At 37.3% G+C, this 15,486-nt stretch carries 12 protein-coding genes; 1 reads left to right on the forward strand and 11 read right to left on the reverse strand.

Annotated features, from left to right (window positions below; all coding sequences use genetic code 11):
- Positions 1–45 precede the first annotated feature (45 nt).
- The 6 genes from BN1068_RS08840 to BN1068_RS08865 all read right to left on the reverse strand — a co-directional run bounded on the left by BN1068_RS08840 (position 46) and on the right by BN1068_RS08865 (position 9,862).
- A complete protein-coding gene (locus tag BN1068_RS08840) occupies positions 46–2,046 on the reverse strand; it encodes a methyl-accepting chemotaxis protein (RefSeq protein ID WP_077602493.1) in 2,001 nt (666 codons plus the stop codon).
- Positions 2,047–2,289: 243 nt separating this feature from the next.
- Positions 2,290–3,729: a YfcC family protein gene (locus BN1068_RS08845; RefSeq protein WP_077602494.1), complete on the reverse strand. Its 1,440-nt coding sequence runs from the start codon at positions 3,727–3,729 to the stop codon at positions 2,290–2,292.
- A 102-nt stretch (positions 3,730–3,831) separates the two neighbouring features.
- On the reverse strand, positions 3,832–4,983 hold the full coding sequence (locus BN1068_RS08850; RefSeq protein WP_077602495.1) for a M20 family metallopeptidase: 1,152 nt from the start codon (positions 4,981–4,983) through the stop codon (positions 3,832–3,834).
- A gap of 222 nt (positions 4,984–5,205) precedes the next feature.
- Positions 5,206–7,113, reverse strand: a complete 1,908-nt coding sequence (locus BN1068_RS08855) for a PTS fructose transporter subunit IIABC (protein ID WP_077602496.1) — start codon at positions 7,111–7,113, stop codon at positions 5,206–5,208.
- 21 nt (positions 7,114–7,134) lie between these two features.
- Positions 7,135–8,004: a ketose-bisphosphate aldolase gene (locus BN1068_RS08860; protein WP_077602497.1), complete on the reverse strand. Its 870-nt coding sequence runs from the start codon at positions 8,002–8,004 to the stop codon at positions 7,135–7,137.
- Between the two features lie 16 nt (positions 8,005–8,020).
- Positions 8,021–9,862, reverse strand: a complete 1,842-nt coding sequence (locus tag BN1068_RS08865) for a BglG family transcription antiterminator (protein WP_077602498.1) — start codon at positions 9,860–9,862, stop codon at positions 8,021–8,023.
- A 371-nt stretch (positions 9,863–10,233) separates the two neighbouring features.
- Between BN1068_RS08865 and BN1068_RS08870 the strand changes: the two genes are divergently transcribed.
- Entirely contained in the window at positions 10,234–10,821 is a 588-nt protein-coding gene (locus BN1068_RS08870) for a LysE family transporter (protein ID WP_077602499.1), read from the forward strand.
- A 189-nt stretch (positions 10,822–11,010) separates the two neighbouring features.
- On the opposite strand, the gene BN1068_RS08875 is transcribed toward BN1068_RS08870, so the two are convergent.
- From BN1068_RS08875 to BN1068_RS08895, 5 genes are read right to left on the reverse strand one after another with little or no spacing between them, the layout of a single operon-like run.
- Positions 11,011–11,652, reverse strand: a complete 642-nt coding sequence (locus BN1068_RS08875; RefSeq protein ID WP_077602500.1) for a class II aldolase/adducin family protein — start codon at positions 11,650–11,652, stop codon at positions 11,011–11,013.
- Between the two features lie 26 nt (positions 11,653–11,678).
- Positions 11,679–12,953, reverse strand: coding sequence for a TRAP transporter large permease (locus BN1068_RS08880; RefSeq protein WP_077602501.1), 1,275 nt, complete (start codon positions 12,951–12,953; stop codon positions 11,679–11,681).
- Positions 12,950–13,441, reverse strand: coding sequence for a TRAP transporter small permease (locus BN1068_RS08885; RefSeq protein WP_077602502.1), 492 nt, complete (start codon positions 13,439–13,441; stop codon positions 12,950–12,952). The genes BN1068_RS08880 and BN1068_RS08885 overlap by 4 nt, the downstream gene beginning before the upstream one ends.
- 5 nt (positions 13,442–13,446) lie before the next feature.
- Positions 13,447–14,436 (reverse strand): TRAP transporter substrate-binding protein, encoded by a 990-nt coding sequence (locus tag BN1068_RS08890; RefSeq protein WP_077602503.1) that lies wholly within the window; start codon positions 14,434–14,436, stop codon positions 13,447–13,449.
- A 10-nt stretch (positions 14,437–14,446) separates the two neighbouring features.
- Entirely contained in the window at positions 14,447–15,475 is a 1,029-nt protein-coding gene (locus BN1068_RS08895) for a zinc-dependent alcohol dehydrogenase (protein WP_077602504.1), read from the reverse strand.
- Positions 15,476–15,486: the final 11 nt, after the last annotated feature.

Genomic DNA, 15,486 nt, shown 5'->3' on the forward strand with positions numbered 1-15,486 from the left:
GTTTATACAGACTGCCAATCAACATTTAACTGTATGTGTAAATTATTAACGATCAGACAGCTTGAAATTCTCTACCAGCTGCTGTAAATCTTCTGCAACCCTTGTCAGATCCAAAGCTGCGTTTGCAATCTCTTCCATGGAAGCAAGCTGCTGCTGTGTAGATGCAGAAACATTTTCTGTTTCCTGCGATACAGCCTCTCCAATGGACCCAACCTCTTCAAATGTATTTGTAAAATGCTTTGTTGTAGAAGCAATTTCTTGAATTCCAGTATTAACCTGCATGATTTGATTCGTTATGGAATCTACATAGCTCGTTATATTCGTGAACGATTTATCTGCATTATTGGCGATACTGATTCCTTTTTCTACTTCATCTGTTGCAGCTTTCATGGCATTCACCGTATTCGTTGTTTCATTTTGAATAGCATTAATCATCTCTTTTATCTGTTCCGCAGAATCAGAAGATTTCTCTGCTAATTTCCGGACTTCATCTGCCACAACGGCAAAGCCTTTCCCATGCTCTCCCGCTCTCGCTGCTTCTATCGTCGCGTTTAAAGCAAGTAAATTCGTCTGCTCAGATATATCTGTAATAACATCAATAATATTGCTAATCTGAGCGGACTGATTACCAAGCCCTTGAATACTATTAGACAGTTCATACGTATTTTTCTTGATGTATTCCATTTGATCAATAGTGGTACTTAACGCCGTATTTCCCTCTTTTACTGCTATCATGGCATCTGTTGCCGTATCCGAAACCTGGTTGGAACTGGATTCAATATTATAGATAGACTCCGTCATTTCCTGTGCCAGCTTTGAACTGTGTGTAATGCTCGTATTAAGGCTATTCATTCCTTCAGCAGCTTCCTGCATGGAGGCAGAAATCTGTTCTGTAGCAGATGTGTTCTGGTCCGTGCTTGCATTTAGTTCCTCTGCAGAAGAAGCTAAATGATTCGATTTATCTCTAACCTGCTGAATGATGCCATTTAAATTCTCACGCATTTTATTAAATGAAAGCGCTAAAGTACCTATTTCATCTTTTCGATCTAAATTCACACTGACACTTAAGTCTCCCTGACTCATTGTATTACTTGCATCAGCTAAGTGATTAATAGGTCTAGAAATAGAACGAATGATAAATACAATTAATACTCCACCTAAAATAAGAGCAATAATAATAACAAATACAGTCGTATTTAAAATTGGACTGACATTTTCAGCTATCTCACTATCAAACATTGTCCCCGCAATTTTCCATCCTGTTATCTCACTGGTATCAAATGCCAATTGCTTTTGATCACCTTCGAAGCTGTAATTGAATTGTCCTGTTTCTGATTCATATAATTTATCAAAAAAATCTTCGGCTGCTTCTGTTCCAGCTTCCATATCAGGATGACTAATATATTTATGATCTCCATCCAATAAGAATAAGTAGCCATTTTTACCGATAGTGACTGAATTGATAATATCCGTAAGACTCCCAAGTTCCAGGTTTACTGCAACAACGCCGTTATTATCTGCGGCAGCTTTTGCAATGGTAACCACCACTTGATTCGAAGAGGCAGAAACATAAGGATCTGTTACAATAATTTCTCCTTTTTGTTCCATCGCCTGCTGATACCATGGTCTTTCTCTTGGGTCATAATCAGGAGGATTTTTAAAGGATGTAGGATAATTCATAAATTCTCCTGATTCTGTTCCTACATAGGTTTGCTCAAAAGCAACATCCTTGGCATTTTGTATGTCCCCTAAAATTTCACTTGTTGCCGCGTCATTATTATTTTTAATATCAGTTGTTGAAATTGCTGTTGATAAATACTCAATGTTATCCATCTGATCATTCATAAATTGATCAATTGTCTGCCGCATAATTTCTACATTTTTTTGTGTAGAATCCAGCATACTGTCTTCTATATTCGATTTTGCACTTTGATAGGAAATAGTCCCGATAGCTATGCTGGGCACTAATAATATGATTAAAAATGATACAATTAGCCTATTTCTTAAACTTAATGATTTTGTTTTTACTTTTTCTCTCTTTCCCAATCCTGTATCCTCCTAGTATATATATAAATAGCCATAAACATTATATCGGCCAAAAGTATCATTACTTTAAGAGGTTATTACAAAGTAAAAATAATCAAATAAATGCTATAATTAAAAAATATTGAGTTAATCTTTTGTGAAAGCTTCATTAATTGAATAAGAGGTAATCTCATGCTTTTCTCCCTCCAAACAAAAGAATTCCTTCCTGATTACAGAAAGGAATTCTTTTGTTTGGTATTTCAGTTAAACTGTCCAGATAAACAGATGCACAATCGTAAGAATAATTGCTCCAGTAATATAAAACAGAAGGATTAATGGAATAACCCAGCGGAACCAGGTTGTCCATGGAATTTTGGCAATTGCTAACGAAGCCATTAGCACCCCGGAAGTAGGTGTAATCGCATTGGATATACCATCTCCCAGCTGGAAAGCCATTACAGCAGTCTGTCTGCTCACTCCTGTAAGATCTGATAATGGTGTCATAATCGGCATTGTTAAGGCTGCCTGTCCACTTCCTGATGGTACCAAGAAATTAAGAATACTTTGGAACACATACATTCCTATTGCGGAGAAAGCAGTTGGAAGCTGGCTTACCAGACTGGACGCAGCAAACAGAATCGTGTCAATCGTATTGCTTTCCTCTAAAACAACAAGAATTCCATATGCAAAGCCGACAACTAATGCCCCGACAATCAGGTCCTTACAGCCGGCAATAAAAGAATGGGCAATTTCATTCACACGCAGTTTTCCAACAAAACCGGCGATAACCCCCATAATTAAAAAGAGAGAAGCTATCTCCAGAATAAACCAGTGTAAATAAATGACTCCAATTGCCAGAATAATAATTGTAGCTATTAATAGCCCGATAATAATACCTTGTCTGGCAGTGAGCTTCGTATATTGTCCGCTTAACGAATCATCAATCTTTCTTTCTTTATCTACTTTATACATGAAGCTTTTCTCTGGGTTCTTCTTTACTTTTCTTGCATATATCATGACAAAAGCTATACTTATCGAAACAAAGATTACCCACATCACTAAACGGACAGCCATTCCGGAAAATGTCGGAAGTTCCGCAATTCCTTGAGCTACCCCGACCGTAAATGGATTCATAAACGAAGCTGTAAATCCTGCACCAGAGCCCATAATAACCATAGCCGCCCCTGTCAGAGAATCAAAACCTAATTTCATTGCTAAAGGAACCAGAATCATAATAAATGGAATCGTCTCCTCAGACATTCCAAACGTTCCTCCACCCAGAGCAAACAATGTCATGATAACCGGAATCAAATAAATTTCTTTATCCGCCATTTTCATCGATAAATTGGCAAGTCCTGTTTCAATCGCTTTTGTTGCATTTAAAATTCCAAAAGCTCCGCCCACAATAAATATAAAGAAGATAATATCTGCGCTTTGTGTCATCCCTTTATGAACCGTTTCAAAAATTTCAAAGAATCCGGTCGGGCTGCCTTCCACTTCATGGTATGTATCATTAATGACAACGGTTCTTTCCTGATCACCAACGATTTTCGTTTCCCGGTCATATTCTCCTGCCGGAATAAAATATGTCAATATTGCTGTAATAATAATCAAGCCAAACATAAGCGCAAAAACATGTGGAAATTCCCATTTCTTCTTCGGCTTCTGCGTGTTTCCTTCTGCTGTATTTGCACTACCGCTCATGGCAGCATCTCCTCTCTAATTTCAGATAAAAAAACAGGCAGTTTACTACTTTTATAAAGAAATAAACTACCTGTTACAATGAAATATCATCCCATTCTATACTTACCGATTTTCAAATTCCTCTTTAATCGCATGTAGTAAATCTTTGTTGAGTATAATGTCATATCCTGTATGTGCCAGAGATAGAACTGCATCATGAATTGCCGCTTCTCCATCTGACGTTATTGTTTTTTCTGCAAATTCCGTTGTATGGAAAACAAGTCCCGGTTCATTCAAACCCGCATATGGATGAATAGATGGAACGACCTGACTGACATTACCCATATCTGCTGATCCTGTTGCCGGAACAGCTGGATAGACAGGGTTAGCGCTATATGCCTTCATATGCTTTGTGAATGTATCTGATAAAGCCTGGTTCGTAATCATATTATCGTAGCTCAATTCATAATTTGAAACTTCTACAGAAGCTCCTGTCATCAGGCAGGCTCCTTCCGCAATATTTCTTACTTTTACACCAAGCTCATCCACCAGTTTCCGCTCATCAGCACGAATGTAAAATTGCGCTGTGGCTTCTGCCGGCACAATTCCCGCTGCTTCTCCGCCTTTTGTAATAATCCCATGAATTCTCACATCATCCGGTACATGTTCCCGGAGTGCATTTATCCCATTAAATAATTGAATCACCGCGTCTAAGGCATTAATTCCTTTTTCTGGAGAAGCTGCTGCATGTGCTGCTTTACCAGTAAAATCGAATTGAAGGGCATCCATTGCCAGCATTGGGCCACTTTCCGAAGATACATCTGCGCCATGCACCATCATAGCCACATCAATATCATCAAAGGTTCCCTGCTCGCTCATCGGTACTTTTGCACCGCTCGTTTCTTCTGCAGGTGTACCTAAGACAACTACCTTCCCGCCAATTTCATCTACATGCTGGCGCAGAATTACCCCGGCTCCAACAGCAAAGGTAGCAATTAAGTTATGCCCGCAGCCATGTCCAATTCCAGGCAGTGCATCATATTCTGCCAAATAAGCGATCGTCGGCCCCGGCTTACTGCTTGTATACTCTGCGCGAAAAGCAGTCGGACGGTCAACAATGCCTGTTTCTACTTCAAAATCATAGGATTTTAAATATTTAACCAGTAACTTCATAGATTCAAATTCCTGATCTCCCAGTTCTGGATTTTCATATAATTGGTTACTGATTTGAATCAGCTCGTCCTGAATAGCTTCATAGTTCTTTTCTAATGACATTTGCTGATAAACCTCCTAATTCTGATATTTCATTCTATCATAAATGTATTTTTATACTAAATTCATGCAAATTTATGCGTTGTTTTGAATTATAACACAGATTATTTAAGAATGGGAGAAGCATCGCAACAGCTTAATTTATATTATATATTACCCCAAAACAAAAAGAGTTAAGCGACTTATTCATGACCAGTCACTTAACTCTTTCTAAATATATCATTATTAAAAAATAGAGCTCATTTCTTTCCCTTTTTTCCTGTCTTCCTCTGATAAAGGTTTCTTTAAAAATCCTAAGATACAACAGGTAATAATAGAACCTAATAAAATACATCCAATATACAATAAAGGTTTATTACTTGCTATCGGTATGACAAAAATACCTCCATGCGGCGCCTTCAAAGAAATATCCAGCGCCATACAAATACCTCCACCTATTGCAGCTCCAATGATATTCGCTGGTATAACTCTCAGAGGATCTGCTGCAGCAAATGGTATGGCTCCTTCTGTGATAAAGCTGGCTCCAAGTACATAACTGGCTTTTCCAGCCTCTCTTTCCGAGCCTGTAAATCTATTTTTAAAAATCGTCGTTGCCAAAGCAATTCCAATTGGAGGAACCATTCCGCCAACCATTAGTGCAGCAGAAGGTTCAAAAATATTAGCTGCAAACATCGCTAAACCAAAAGCAGACGCAGTTTTATTGATAGGACCTCCCATATCAGAAGCCATCATTCCTGCCAATAAAGCTCCTAAAATAGCAGCATTAACTCCTGTTAAACCTCTTAACCAGTCCTCTAAAAATTCATTTAATGCTGCCATCGGTGTATTTAAAACGAAAAACATAAAAGCTCCGACGACTAAAGTACTCAATAAAGGTACAACTAATACAGAAACTAATCCTTGGAATGATTTCGGGATTTTTCTCATAGACTGAGCAATAAATTTTGCAGCAAAGCCCCCTACAAAACCGGCGATCATTCCTCCAAGGAACCCGGCATCTCCTATATTCGCCATCATCCCGCCAATCATTGCAGGTGCTAATCCCAGCTTACCTGCTATACTATAACCGATGAATCCCGCTAAAATCGGCACCATTAATGCAAAGGCAGCATCGCCCCCGACTTGGCTAAAGAAATGGGCAAATATATTATACTGCTCACTTTCAGGGTCTGCGGCATAAATTCCAAACATAAAGGATATTGCTATAAATATCCCACCTACAACCACGAACGGAATCATGTAAGAAACACCGCTCATAATATGCTTATAAAATTGCAGACCTCCATTTTCTTCAGAAGCTTCCTCTTTCTCTTCGTTTACTTCTGCAGAATTTCTGTTTATCTCTTTTATATTATAGGATAACGCCTGATCAATTAGCTCATCAGCATGGTTAATCGCTTTTTTCACAGGTACATCTACATATTTCTTTCCTTTGAATCCAGATGTGTCCACGTTGACATCATGTGCAACCACAATAGCATCTGCATTTTGAATATCTTTGGCAGTCAGGTTGTTTTCGGGACCGTTTGCACCGTTTGTCTGTATTTTTGCTTGCATTCCCCGTTTTCGGGCTGCCTCTTTCAATGCCTCGGCTGCCATATATGTATGCGCAATCCCTGTCATACATCCTGTAATTCCAATTAAATATTTATCGCTGTCATTTTTTCCTATATTTTCACTCTTTTTTTGTTTCTCATATTCCTCTATAGCCCCCACAATTTCCTTGGTAGACAGGGCAACCAGCAGCTTTGCTCTAAAGGTTTCATCCATCAGGAAAGTTGAAAGCCTGGATAATAACTCCAGATGATCATCGGAAGCATTCTCTGGTGCAGCAATCATAAAGATAAGATTGGTATGCTGTCCTCCATAATCAATTCCTTCTAATGTTCTCCCAAATATAATGGCAGGCTTTGATATGGTTTTGCTTTTAGCATGAGGAATTGCAACACTATAGCCAACAGCTGTAGAAATTTCACTTTCTCTCTTATAGATAGCCTGCTTAAATTCTTCTGGATTACTAGTAAGCTTATTGTCAGCTAATCTTCCCACTAATTCATTGATCACTTCATTCTGATTTTTTCCTTTTAAATTTAAAATAATATTATCTTCTGTGAGAATATCAATAAATTCCATGACTCTCCCTCGCTCTGCTATTTATTTAAAATAAAGATGCGCATGATTTGTTGAATGAAATAAATCCATTTTTTTCTTTACAACTTCTTTTGCTGCATTACGGGCACTCGGCATAATTACATCCGGTTCATATGCACTTTGATTTTCAGTTAAGAAGCTGCGCATCTCCTGGAAGAAAGCGTTTTTCATATCAGTTGAAAGGTTAATTTTTGAAACCCCATGCAAATAAGTCTGCGAAATTTCCTCATCTTTATTGTCACTTCCTCCATGAAGAACCAAAGGAATATCAACTTGCTGATTGATTTCCTGAAGTAAACCTAATTTTAATTCTGGTTTTCCAGCATGTTTATATTGACCATGGGAAGTTCCAATAGCAACAGCCAGTGTATCGACACCTGTCTCCTCAACAAATACCTTCGCATCCTGAGGATCCGTATATAAGATTTCGTCTGCTCCGCCTTCTGAGCTATTATCATTCGATCCGATCGTTCCTAATTCCGCCTCTACAGATACATTAACAGCATGCGCCAGCTTCACTACTTCTTTCGTAATCGCTATATTGTCTTCAAAGGAAGCATGGGAAGCATCTATCATCACAGAGGTAAAACCATTTCGAATAGCCCGCATGACATCTTGAACAGAAGCTCCATGATCTAAATGAATAGCTACTGGTATAGATGTACGCTGACAAATCTCTCTTACGTAAGCTGTAAATTCATCTCCCAGCAGTTCAATTTCATTTGGATGAATTTGTATAATAGCAGGTGCATTCTTTTCTTCTGCTGCCTCAATTACTACTCTTACAAACTCACTATTGGCTACATTATAAGACCCCACTGCAAACTGATTTTCATATGCTGTTTTTAATAAATCTTTCATATTTAATAACATCATCATCACTCCTCATTTAAATTTGATTCCAACAATGTATGAATTCTTCTTTTGTTTCCATTTGAACAAGCTTCATAACATCTTTTATATTTTTCGTTTTCTGAAAGAATTCCGTAAATATATATTCATTTCTTTCCACATCATCAGAAGGTAAATAAATAATAATCAATTGAACCAGTTCATTTCCCCATTCAATTGCTTTCTGGTTTATACCAATGATGACTTCTTCCTTATATTCCTGCATTTCAGAATAAGGATGTGGAATAGCTACTAAATTACCAATAGAGGTATAAGACATTTTTTCTCTTTTCATAACCGCTTCAATAAACTGTTCTCGTTGATTGCTTTGAAGAAGATGTTGAATCACCTGATCTGGATTATTTTCGTTTATCCAAAAAATAGTTGCACGTTCTATGATAGAATTTTGAGATTCAAGAAAAAATCGGATCTTTTTTATTTCTCCATTATGAAGCCCATTTTGAATCATAATAACGTCTTTTTCGGTCTCTGGAGTAAACGCTAAATCGATGCCGATATACAAACAATTCTCCTGAAAAGCATAGTCCTGAGAGCATTTCTCTATTTTATAAATCTCCAATTCGTTAAAATAGGTTGCTATTTTGGATGAGATCAGCTTTGTACGCTCATAATTTCTGCTGTATAAAATGATTGTCTTTATTCTTTTCTTATCCTGAGCTTCGAAAATATTTTGAATATGATAAGCTAAATAGGCTATTTCACTATCATGAATTTCAACATTAAATTCCTTTTCAATCTTCAATGCAATATTCGAAGCAATGCTAAATGAGAAAAAATACTCTGATTTCGTTTCCTTCACAAACGGATTATAAATAAGCAGGTTATGGGATACCGGGTAAATAATCCGATAAATATGATTCAAAATATTACTTTTAAATTTCTTTTGAGAATAGGTCGGTACTTGGTAAGCCTGCTCTATATTGAACAAAATCTGTTCAATTTTCTTTACAGTATGCCGGTCTTTGCTCTCTACTCCAGGCTCTTCCAGATCTAAGTGCAGCGACATTAAATAATTGGTTAAGTAAATACATTCACTTTCTGAAACGATTACATATTGGAGAATACCATTACAAAAAGCACTTGCCACTTCGAATTCTTTAAAATCTTTAAAATCCATTTCTTCACTTAATTCCATAGCAACGTGACTGCCGTTTTCAATTCGTGAAATCATAATAATTAGTTGGACGGATATCTTTTTATACATTAAAAACTCTAAGTTTAAATCAAATTTTATATTAATTTCCTCTACCAGATTTAAAACGCTTTCTATTACATCCTCATGAACCCAATTACAGAAGTTCTTTGTTAAAAAGTCTCTATAGACCTCCTTCTTTACGGATATGGAAGTGAAAAGATTTTCCAGCAGAACACGCTTTTGTATCTCGGTCCCCACCAGCATAATACCTTTAAATACTTTTGTATCTATTGCAACATCGATCCCCAGCTTATCCATGTTCATTGTCAATTTCTGAATTCTGCTTCGGATGGTTTGAGGCGAATAAAAGAATTTATCAGCAATTTCATCATAGGTAGTATAATCATCTCTGGTCATCAGAAATTGCACAATTTCAAAATCCAGCAATGTCTCTTCCAGCTCTGCTTCATTGACTATCGGCATATTTATATCTTCTGTTTGAAGCTTGTAGCCTTCTGAGGAAGAAACTATAGAAATTTGATTAGACTTTTCATTAATCTCCTTGATATAATTGCGAATCGTTCGATCTGTCACCCCAATAGCTTCAGCAATTTGGACAGCAGGGACATACTCCTGTTCCTGATTTGATAGAAAGTTAATTAATTGATTGTGTTTCTTACTCACCTTAATCCCAACCTTCCTATGCATCTAATTTATAATATAATGAAAGCCGTCGCTATATTAGGTAAATTTCCTCCCCTCTAGGAAATTTATTCTGTAGGCGTTTACATACAGAAATGGTTTTTCTTAGGATTTCAGTATCTTAAATATATTTACAAGAGAAAAAATCTAATATAAAAAGAGATACTCTTTTGTATTTCGCTTTCTTTAATTAGAACCAATCAGACACATTAAGAAAAGCCAAGTCCCTACTATAGACTCGGCTTTTTTCTTATATATATTTTGCTTATATGAATGAATAATAGCTGCGTTCTAAGCATTATTTCATGTATAATAAACGTTATTCTGAATGATTCAAAAGGAGATTTACACCAATGCCAATTTCTGCTTTCCTCACATTTGTTTTTATCAGCAGTTTTACACCTGGCCCAAATAATTTTATGGCTATTTCTTTTGCAAACCGCTATGGATTTCGAAATACGCTTTCCTTTTGTATTGGCGTTGGATCAGGTTTTTTTCTGATTGCTTTAATTTGCAGTTTTTTTAACCGGGCTCTAATTGACATTTTGCCTTTCATTGAAACGCCATTAAAACTTTTGGGTGTTTTCTACATGCTATATCTAGCCTTTAAAACATTTACCAGTTCAGGAAGCAGCGGAGAGATATCCACAAAAGCACATAAGAATTTATTTGTCGTTGGCACATTGATGCAATTCATTAATCCAAAAGCAATTTTATATGGCATCGCAGTTGTATCTACCTTCCTGCTGCCTTATTACAGCTCCTATTCAAGCTATATACTCTTTTGCCTTTTTCTTGGTATTGTAGGTATTTTCAGTTCTGTTACTTGGAGCATATTTGGCTCCATCCTCCAAAATTTTTTAGTCCGCTACCAGACTATATTTAATATTGTTATGGGCTTATTGCTTGTTTATAGTGCATTTGCTATTTTGATGACTTGAGTAATTGATAATACACATGCAATAATTTTAAAACTAAATAAATACCCAAGAATTGCTTCAATTGTATGCATGAGTGAATAAATGATTATACAAAAAAACCATACCTCTATAGAAGTTTGTTAAAAGCATGATGTTCCATTTTGCCTTTAAAAACAACTTTATAACGGGTATGGTTTTTCCTATATTATTTTATTGCCATTTACGAAGCGGTTTATAACCTGAATGATGAAGGAAGTCATACACTGTTTCTTCACTTAATCCATTCATGTTAATATTCTTTTCTAAAGCTGTAACATGCATCCGGGCTGTATACTCTAGCGTCTGTAATGCAGTACGGGCTTCTTTAAGACTTGTATCACAAACGATTATTCCATGATTTTCTAATAAAAACACATTGGAATCCTTTGCTCTTTCTTTAACTGCCTGTGCTAATTCTTTACTCCCGGGATGATAAAATGGAATCCTTACAATTCTTTCAAGATAATACATCGACTCCACAAAATAATTAGATGGTAAACTTAGATCGGAATTTGCAATCAATGTACTGTAGAAAGGAGAGGCATGCAAAACTGCATTTATCTCTGGTCTTTCTTCATAAATACCCTCGTGCATCAAGTACTCTTTGGAAGGCTTCTCTCCGTCGATCTGTCTCCCGCTTTCACATAATGAAAAGCTGTCCATATCCAGCTCTCCTAAGTACGTGCCGGTAGCTGAAATGATATATCCATTTCCCTGTCTTGCGCTAATATTTCCGGCTGTACCCCAAGCCAAATCTTTATCCATCATAAATTTCCCTGTCATTTGCAATTCTTTCAATACATGATTATCCACTATCATATCACCCTTTCATTATTATTTTATTTCATCCATTCAACAACACTCATTGTCAATCCAGGAATGAATGTAATTGCTAGTAAACAGATCAATATAGCTATATAAAATGGTATCAAGCTTCTTGTTAAATGATCTATACGAATATTGGCTATTTTGGATACTACAAATAAGTTCAATCCTAATGGAGGTGTAACCATGCCAATTGCAAGCGTTACAATCATTACAATACCAAAATGAACGGGACTAATTCCAAGCTCAATAGCTACGGGAACAAGTATTGGTGCCAAAATAATGATTGCAGCATTCGTCTCCATAAACATACCAACGAGTAATAACAGCAACACAACAATACCTAAAAATACCATTGGATTATCCGAAATAGATGTTATGAAACTGGCAACCTGCTGTGGAATGTTTTCAATGGTTAAAATCCAGCTGAATAATCCTGCAGTTGCAAGAATAAGCATAAGCGTAGAAGTGGTTAACGATGCCGCTGTCAAAATTTCTTTAATATTTTCTTTTGTAATTGTCCTATAAAGCAGGACACTCACTATAAAGGCATAAGCAACTGCCACTCCGGCTGCTTCTGTCGCGGTAAAAATCCCGCTGTAAATGCCTCCCAGAATAATTACGGGCATAATTAGTGCCGGAATTGCATCTACAAAAGCTTTCCAAATTTCTTTCGCTGATTTCTTTGATTCTTTTGTGTAATTTCGCTTTTTTGCCAGAATATATACTGTTACGATTAAACCAATACCAATAATAATCCCCGGAACCATCCCGGCAACAAATAGATCCCCAATAGAAGCTCCAACAGCAGTGCCGTATAGAATCAATGGGATACTCGGGGGAATAATTATACCTAATGTACCCGATATAGCCTGGACCCCTCCAGCTACTCCCTTTTCATACCCTCTTTTTATCATAGCAGGAACCAAAATAGCTCCAAGGGCGGCTGTTGCAGCTACACTTGATCCGGAAATAGCCGCAAAAAACATTGTTGTTACTACTGTCACAATGGCTAAACCGCCAGATACATGCCCTGTAATCGCATTAGCCAAATTAATTAATCTTTGTGAAATTCCTCCATACTCCATTAATGCTCCGGCTAATATAAATAGCGGAATAGCAAGCAGAGGAAATGAATCCAAAGAAACAAATGCTCTTTGAGCCAATGCAAGCAATGGAATATCACCTGCTACCAGGAGAGCTAAGCTGGATGAAATCCCCAATGAAATAGCGACCGGTACCCCTAAAAGAAATAATAAAAGTAAAGATATAACTAGTACAAAAATCATTGGATATCACCTTCCACGGTTTTTTTATGCGGGTCTATTAATGCTGCAATAACATTAAAGAACATTAAAAGTGACCCGACCGGTATAGCAGCATATGCCCAAGCCATGGAATACTGTAAAGTTGGAGTAGACTGACCAATGACTAAATAAGTTAAATGCGCTCCATAATAAGCTAATGCTATACAAAAAATAGCACTTATCCATAAAATAATTTTCTCAAGTTTTTTTCTTGTTTTCGGACTCGAAACCTGCAGCAGAAAATCAATTGCTATATGCTGGTTCGTACGGAATGCGAGACCGGACCCTAGAAAAACAATATAAATCATTAAATATTTTGCCAATTCTTCTGTCCAGCTGAGGGGTATATTAATAATAAATCGCGTACTTACCTGTAATACGACTAGAACAGCTAAGACAATTAGTAAACCAGCCAACAAATACTTGATAACACTATTTATTTTATCGATTGCTCTAATATACTTATTCATAAGTTCTACTCCCTCATACCTTGTATGGTGTCATATAACTCTCTTCCATACTTATCAGCTAATTTTTCATTAATATCCTGCACTGCCTCTCTAAATGGCTCTTGATCAACTTCAACAATTTCTACATCTGCATCCAACATGGCTTGGACAGCTTCCTCTTCTTCCTGAAAGACCAAATCATTTTGATAATTTCTTGCCTCTTCCGCTGCTTCTAGAACAGCATCTCTTTCGTCTTCCGTCAGTCCTTCAAATGTTTTATCACTCATTAGGAGCTGAACATAGCCAAATACGTGATCTGTCATCACCAGATAGTCCTGCACTTCCTGGATACGGGCACTGGCAGTAAATTCTATTGGGTTTTCCTGTGCGTCTATGACACCCGTTTGCAGAGATGAGTAAACTTCACCAAAATTCATTGGAGTCGGACTAGCCCCCATTGCTTTCCACCCCTCTACGGATGCTTCAATATTAGGCACGCGAATTTTTATTCCCCTTAAATCTTCCGGTTTCTCTACTAATCTATTCGTGGTTAATTCTCTGGGACCGCGTAACCAAAACTCCAGACCTCTGACTCCCGTCTCTTCTAACATATCATCCTGCAAACGCTTACCTTCATCACCGTAAACAAACTCTTCTAAGTGACCTAAATCATGAAATAGATAAGGTAATTCTAAAATAGAATAAGGTTCATAGAAGTTGGACATTACTCCAGCTACTAAAGCAAAATCTACCGTACCTATCTGCATTCCTTCTACTAAATCACGATCTTCTCCCAAAGTAGAGCTGGGATAAACCTCTACTTTGACAGAACCATCTGTTTTTTCTTCGACCAGCTCAGCAAATTTCAACGACCCCTTATGCCAAGCATTAGATTCACTTTGAATATGTCCAAGCCGTAATACTTTTGTCTCTTTTTCATCCGCATTTCCCTGATTACAAGCAGTCAACAGCAGAGCTGTAATTGATAAGAGTAAAAATACTATTTTTGATTTCATTTTTATCCCCCTATTCAAAAGAAACAAGCACTTTCACAGAGTTATCCAGCTTTTTATCGACCATCTTAAATCCTTCTCCAGCTTGTTCATAATGCAATTTATGAGATATAACTTTAGCAACGTTTAATTCACCTTTTGTGATAATTTCCAAAGCCTTCTCCGAGTCAGGACGATTGTATGTCATACATCCAACCACTTCTTTTTCATTTTGCTGCAGCTGCTCAATATCCATTTCCTGTTGACCATGGAACATAGCTACAGTTACTACACGACCGCCTTTTTTTAATAAATTCAGCGCATCATTAACAATCCCCGGAACTCCGGCAGTAATGAAAACTTTATCAAATGATCCCTTATCCAATGTCTGTTTCGCTTCATTAATCCAATTTTGATTGTCTTTAATATTAATGACACTGGAAGCTCCCATTTCTTTTGCTTTGTCTAAAGAATAATCAAGCACATCTGTCACAACAACGTCTTCTGCGCCTTTATCTTTAACAGCAATAAGTGTTAAGAGACCAATTGGACCTGCTCCTAAAATAGCAACTCTGTCTGTTGGCTTCACATCCCCTTTATAAGCAGCGTGCACACCGACCGCCAAGGGCTCCACAAGCACTCCTTCATCATACGTAACAGTATCAGGCAAAAGAAGAACCTGAGCTTCCGGTGCAATAAAGTACTCTGCCATAGTTCCCAGCCAGTCTCCCATTCCCGGAGCTAAACGGTTATCTGAATAGTTAACATTACCCGTCATAATCCCTTCACTTTCCCCTGTACCAATCTGAGGTTCAACAGTAACCCGGTCTCCCACTTTAAAATGAGTTACCTTCTCCCCTACTTCAACTACCTCTCCAGCAACTTCATGCCCAATAATAACCGGGGGCTTTCTAAAAGGATGCAAGCCTTTATAGGTGTGAATATCCGAGCCGCAAATCCCTGCTACCGACACTTTAATCTGAACCTCATCTTCCTTCAACTCTGGTAATGCTGCTTCTTTAACAACTACTTTCTCTGCATCGTCTACAAATACTGCCTTCATGATTCTCTCTC

It is taken from the genome of Oceanobacillus sojae (genome assembly GCF_900162665.1).
GTDB classification, from domain to species: domain Bacteria; phylum Bacillota; class Bacilli; order Bacillales; family Amphibacillaceae; genus Oceanobacillus; species Oceanobacillus sojae_A.

Coding starts and splice junctions, on each gene's coding strand:
- BN1068_RS08845 (WP_077602494.1), bottom strand. CDS start 3,729: ATGAGCGGTAGTGCAAATACAGCAGAAGGAAACACGCAGAAGCCGAAG.
- BN1068_RS08850 (WP_077602495.1), bottom strand. CDS start 4,983: ATGTCATTAGAAAAGAACTATGAAGCTATTCAGGACGAGCTGATTCAA.
- BN1068_RS08855 (WP_077602496.1), bottom strand. CDS start 7,113: ATGGAATTTATTGATATTCTCACAGAAGATAATATTATTTTAAATTTA.
- BN1068_RS08860 (WP_077602497.1), bottom strand. CDS start 8,004: ATGTTATTAAATATGAAAGATTTATTAAAAACAGCATATGAAAATCAG.
- BN1068_RS08870 (WP_077602499.1), top strand. CDS start 10,234: ATGCCAATTTCTGCTTTCCTCACATTTGTTTTTATCAGCAGTTTTACA.
- BN1068_RS08880 (WP_077602501.1), bottom strand. CDS start 12,953: ATGATTTTTGTACTAGTTATATCTTTACTTTTATTATTTCTTTTAGGG.
- BN1068_RS08885 (WP_077602502.1), bottom strand. CDS start 13,441: ATGAATAAGTATATTAGAGCAATCGATAAAATAAATAGTGTTATCAAG.
- BN1068_RS08890 (WP_077602503.1), bottom strand. CDS start 14,436: ATGAAATCAAAAATAGTATTTTTACTCTTATCAATTACAGCTCTGCTG.
- BN1068_RS08895 (WP_077602504.1), bottom strand. CDS start 15,475: ATGAAGGCAGTATTTGTAGACGATGCAGAGAAAGTAGTTGTTAAAGAA.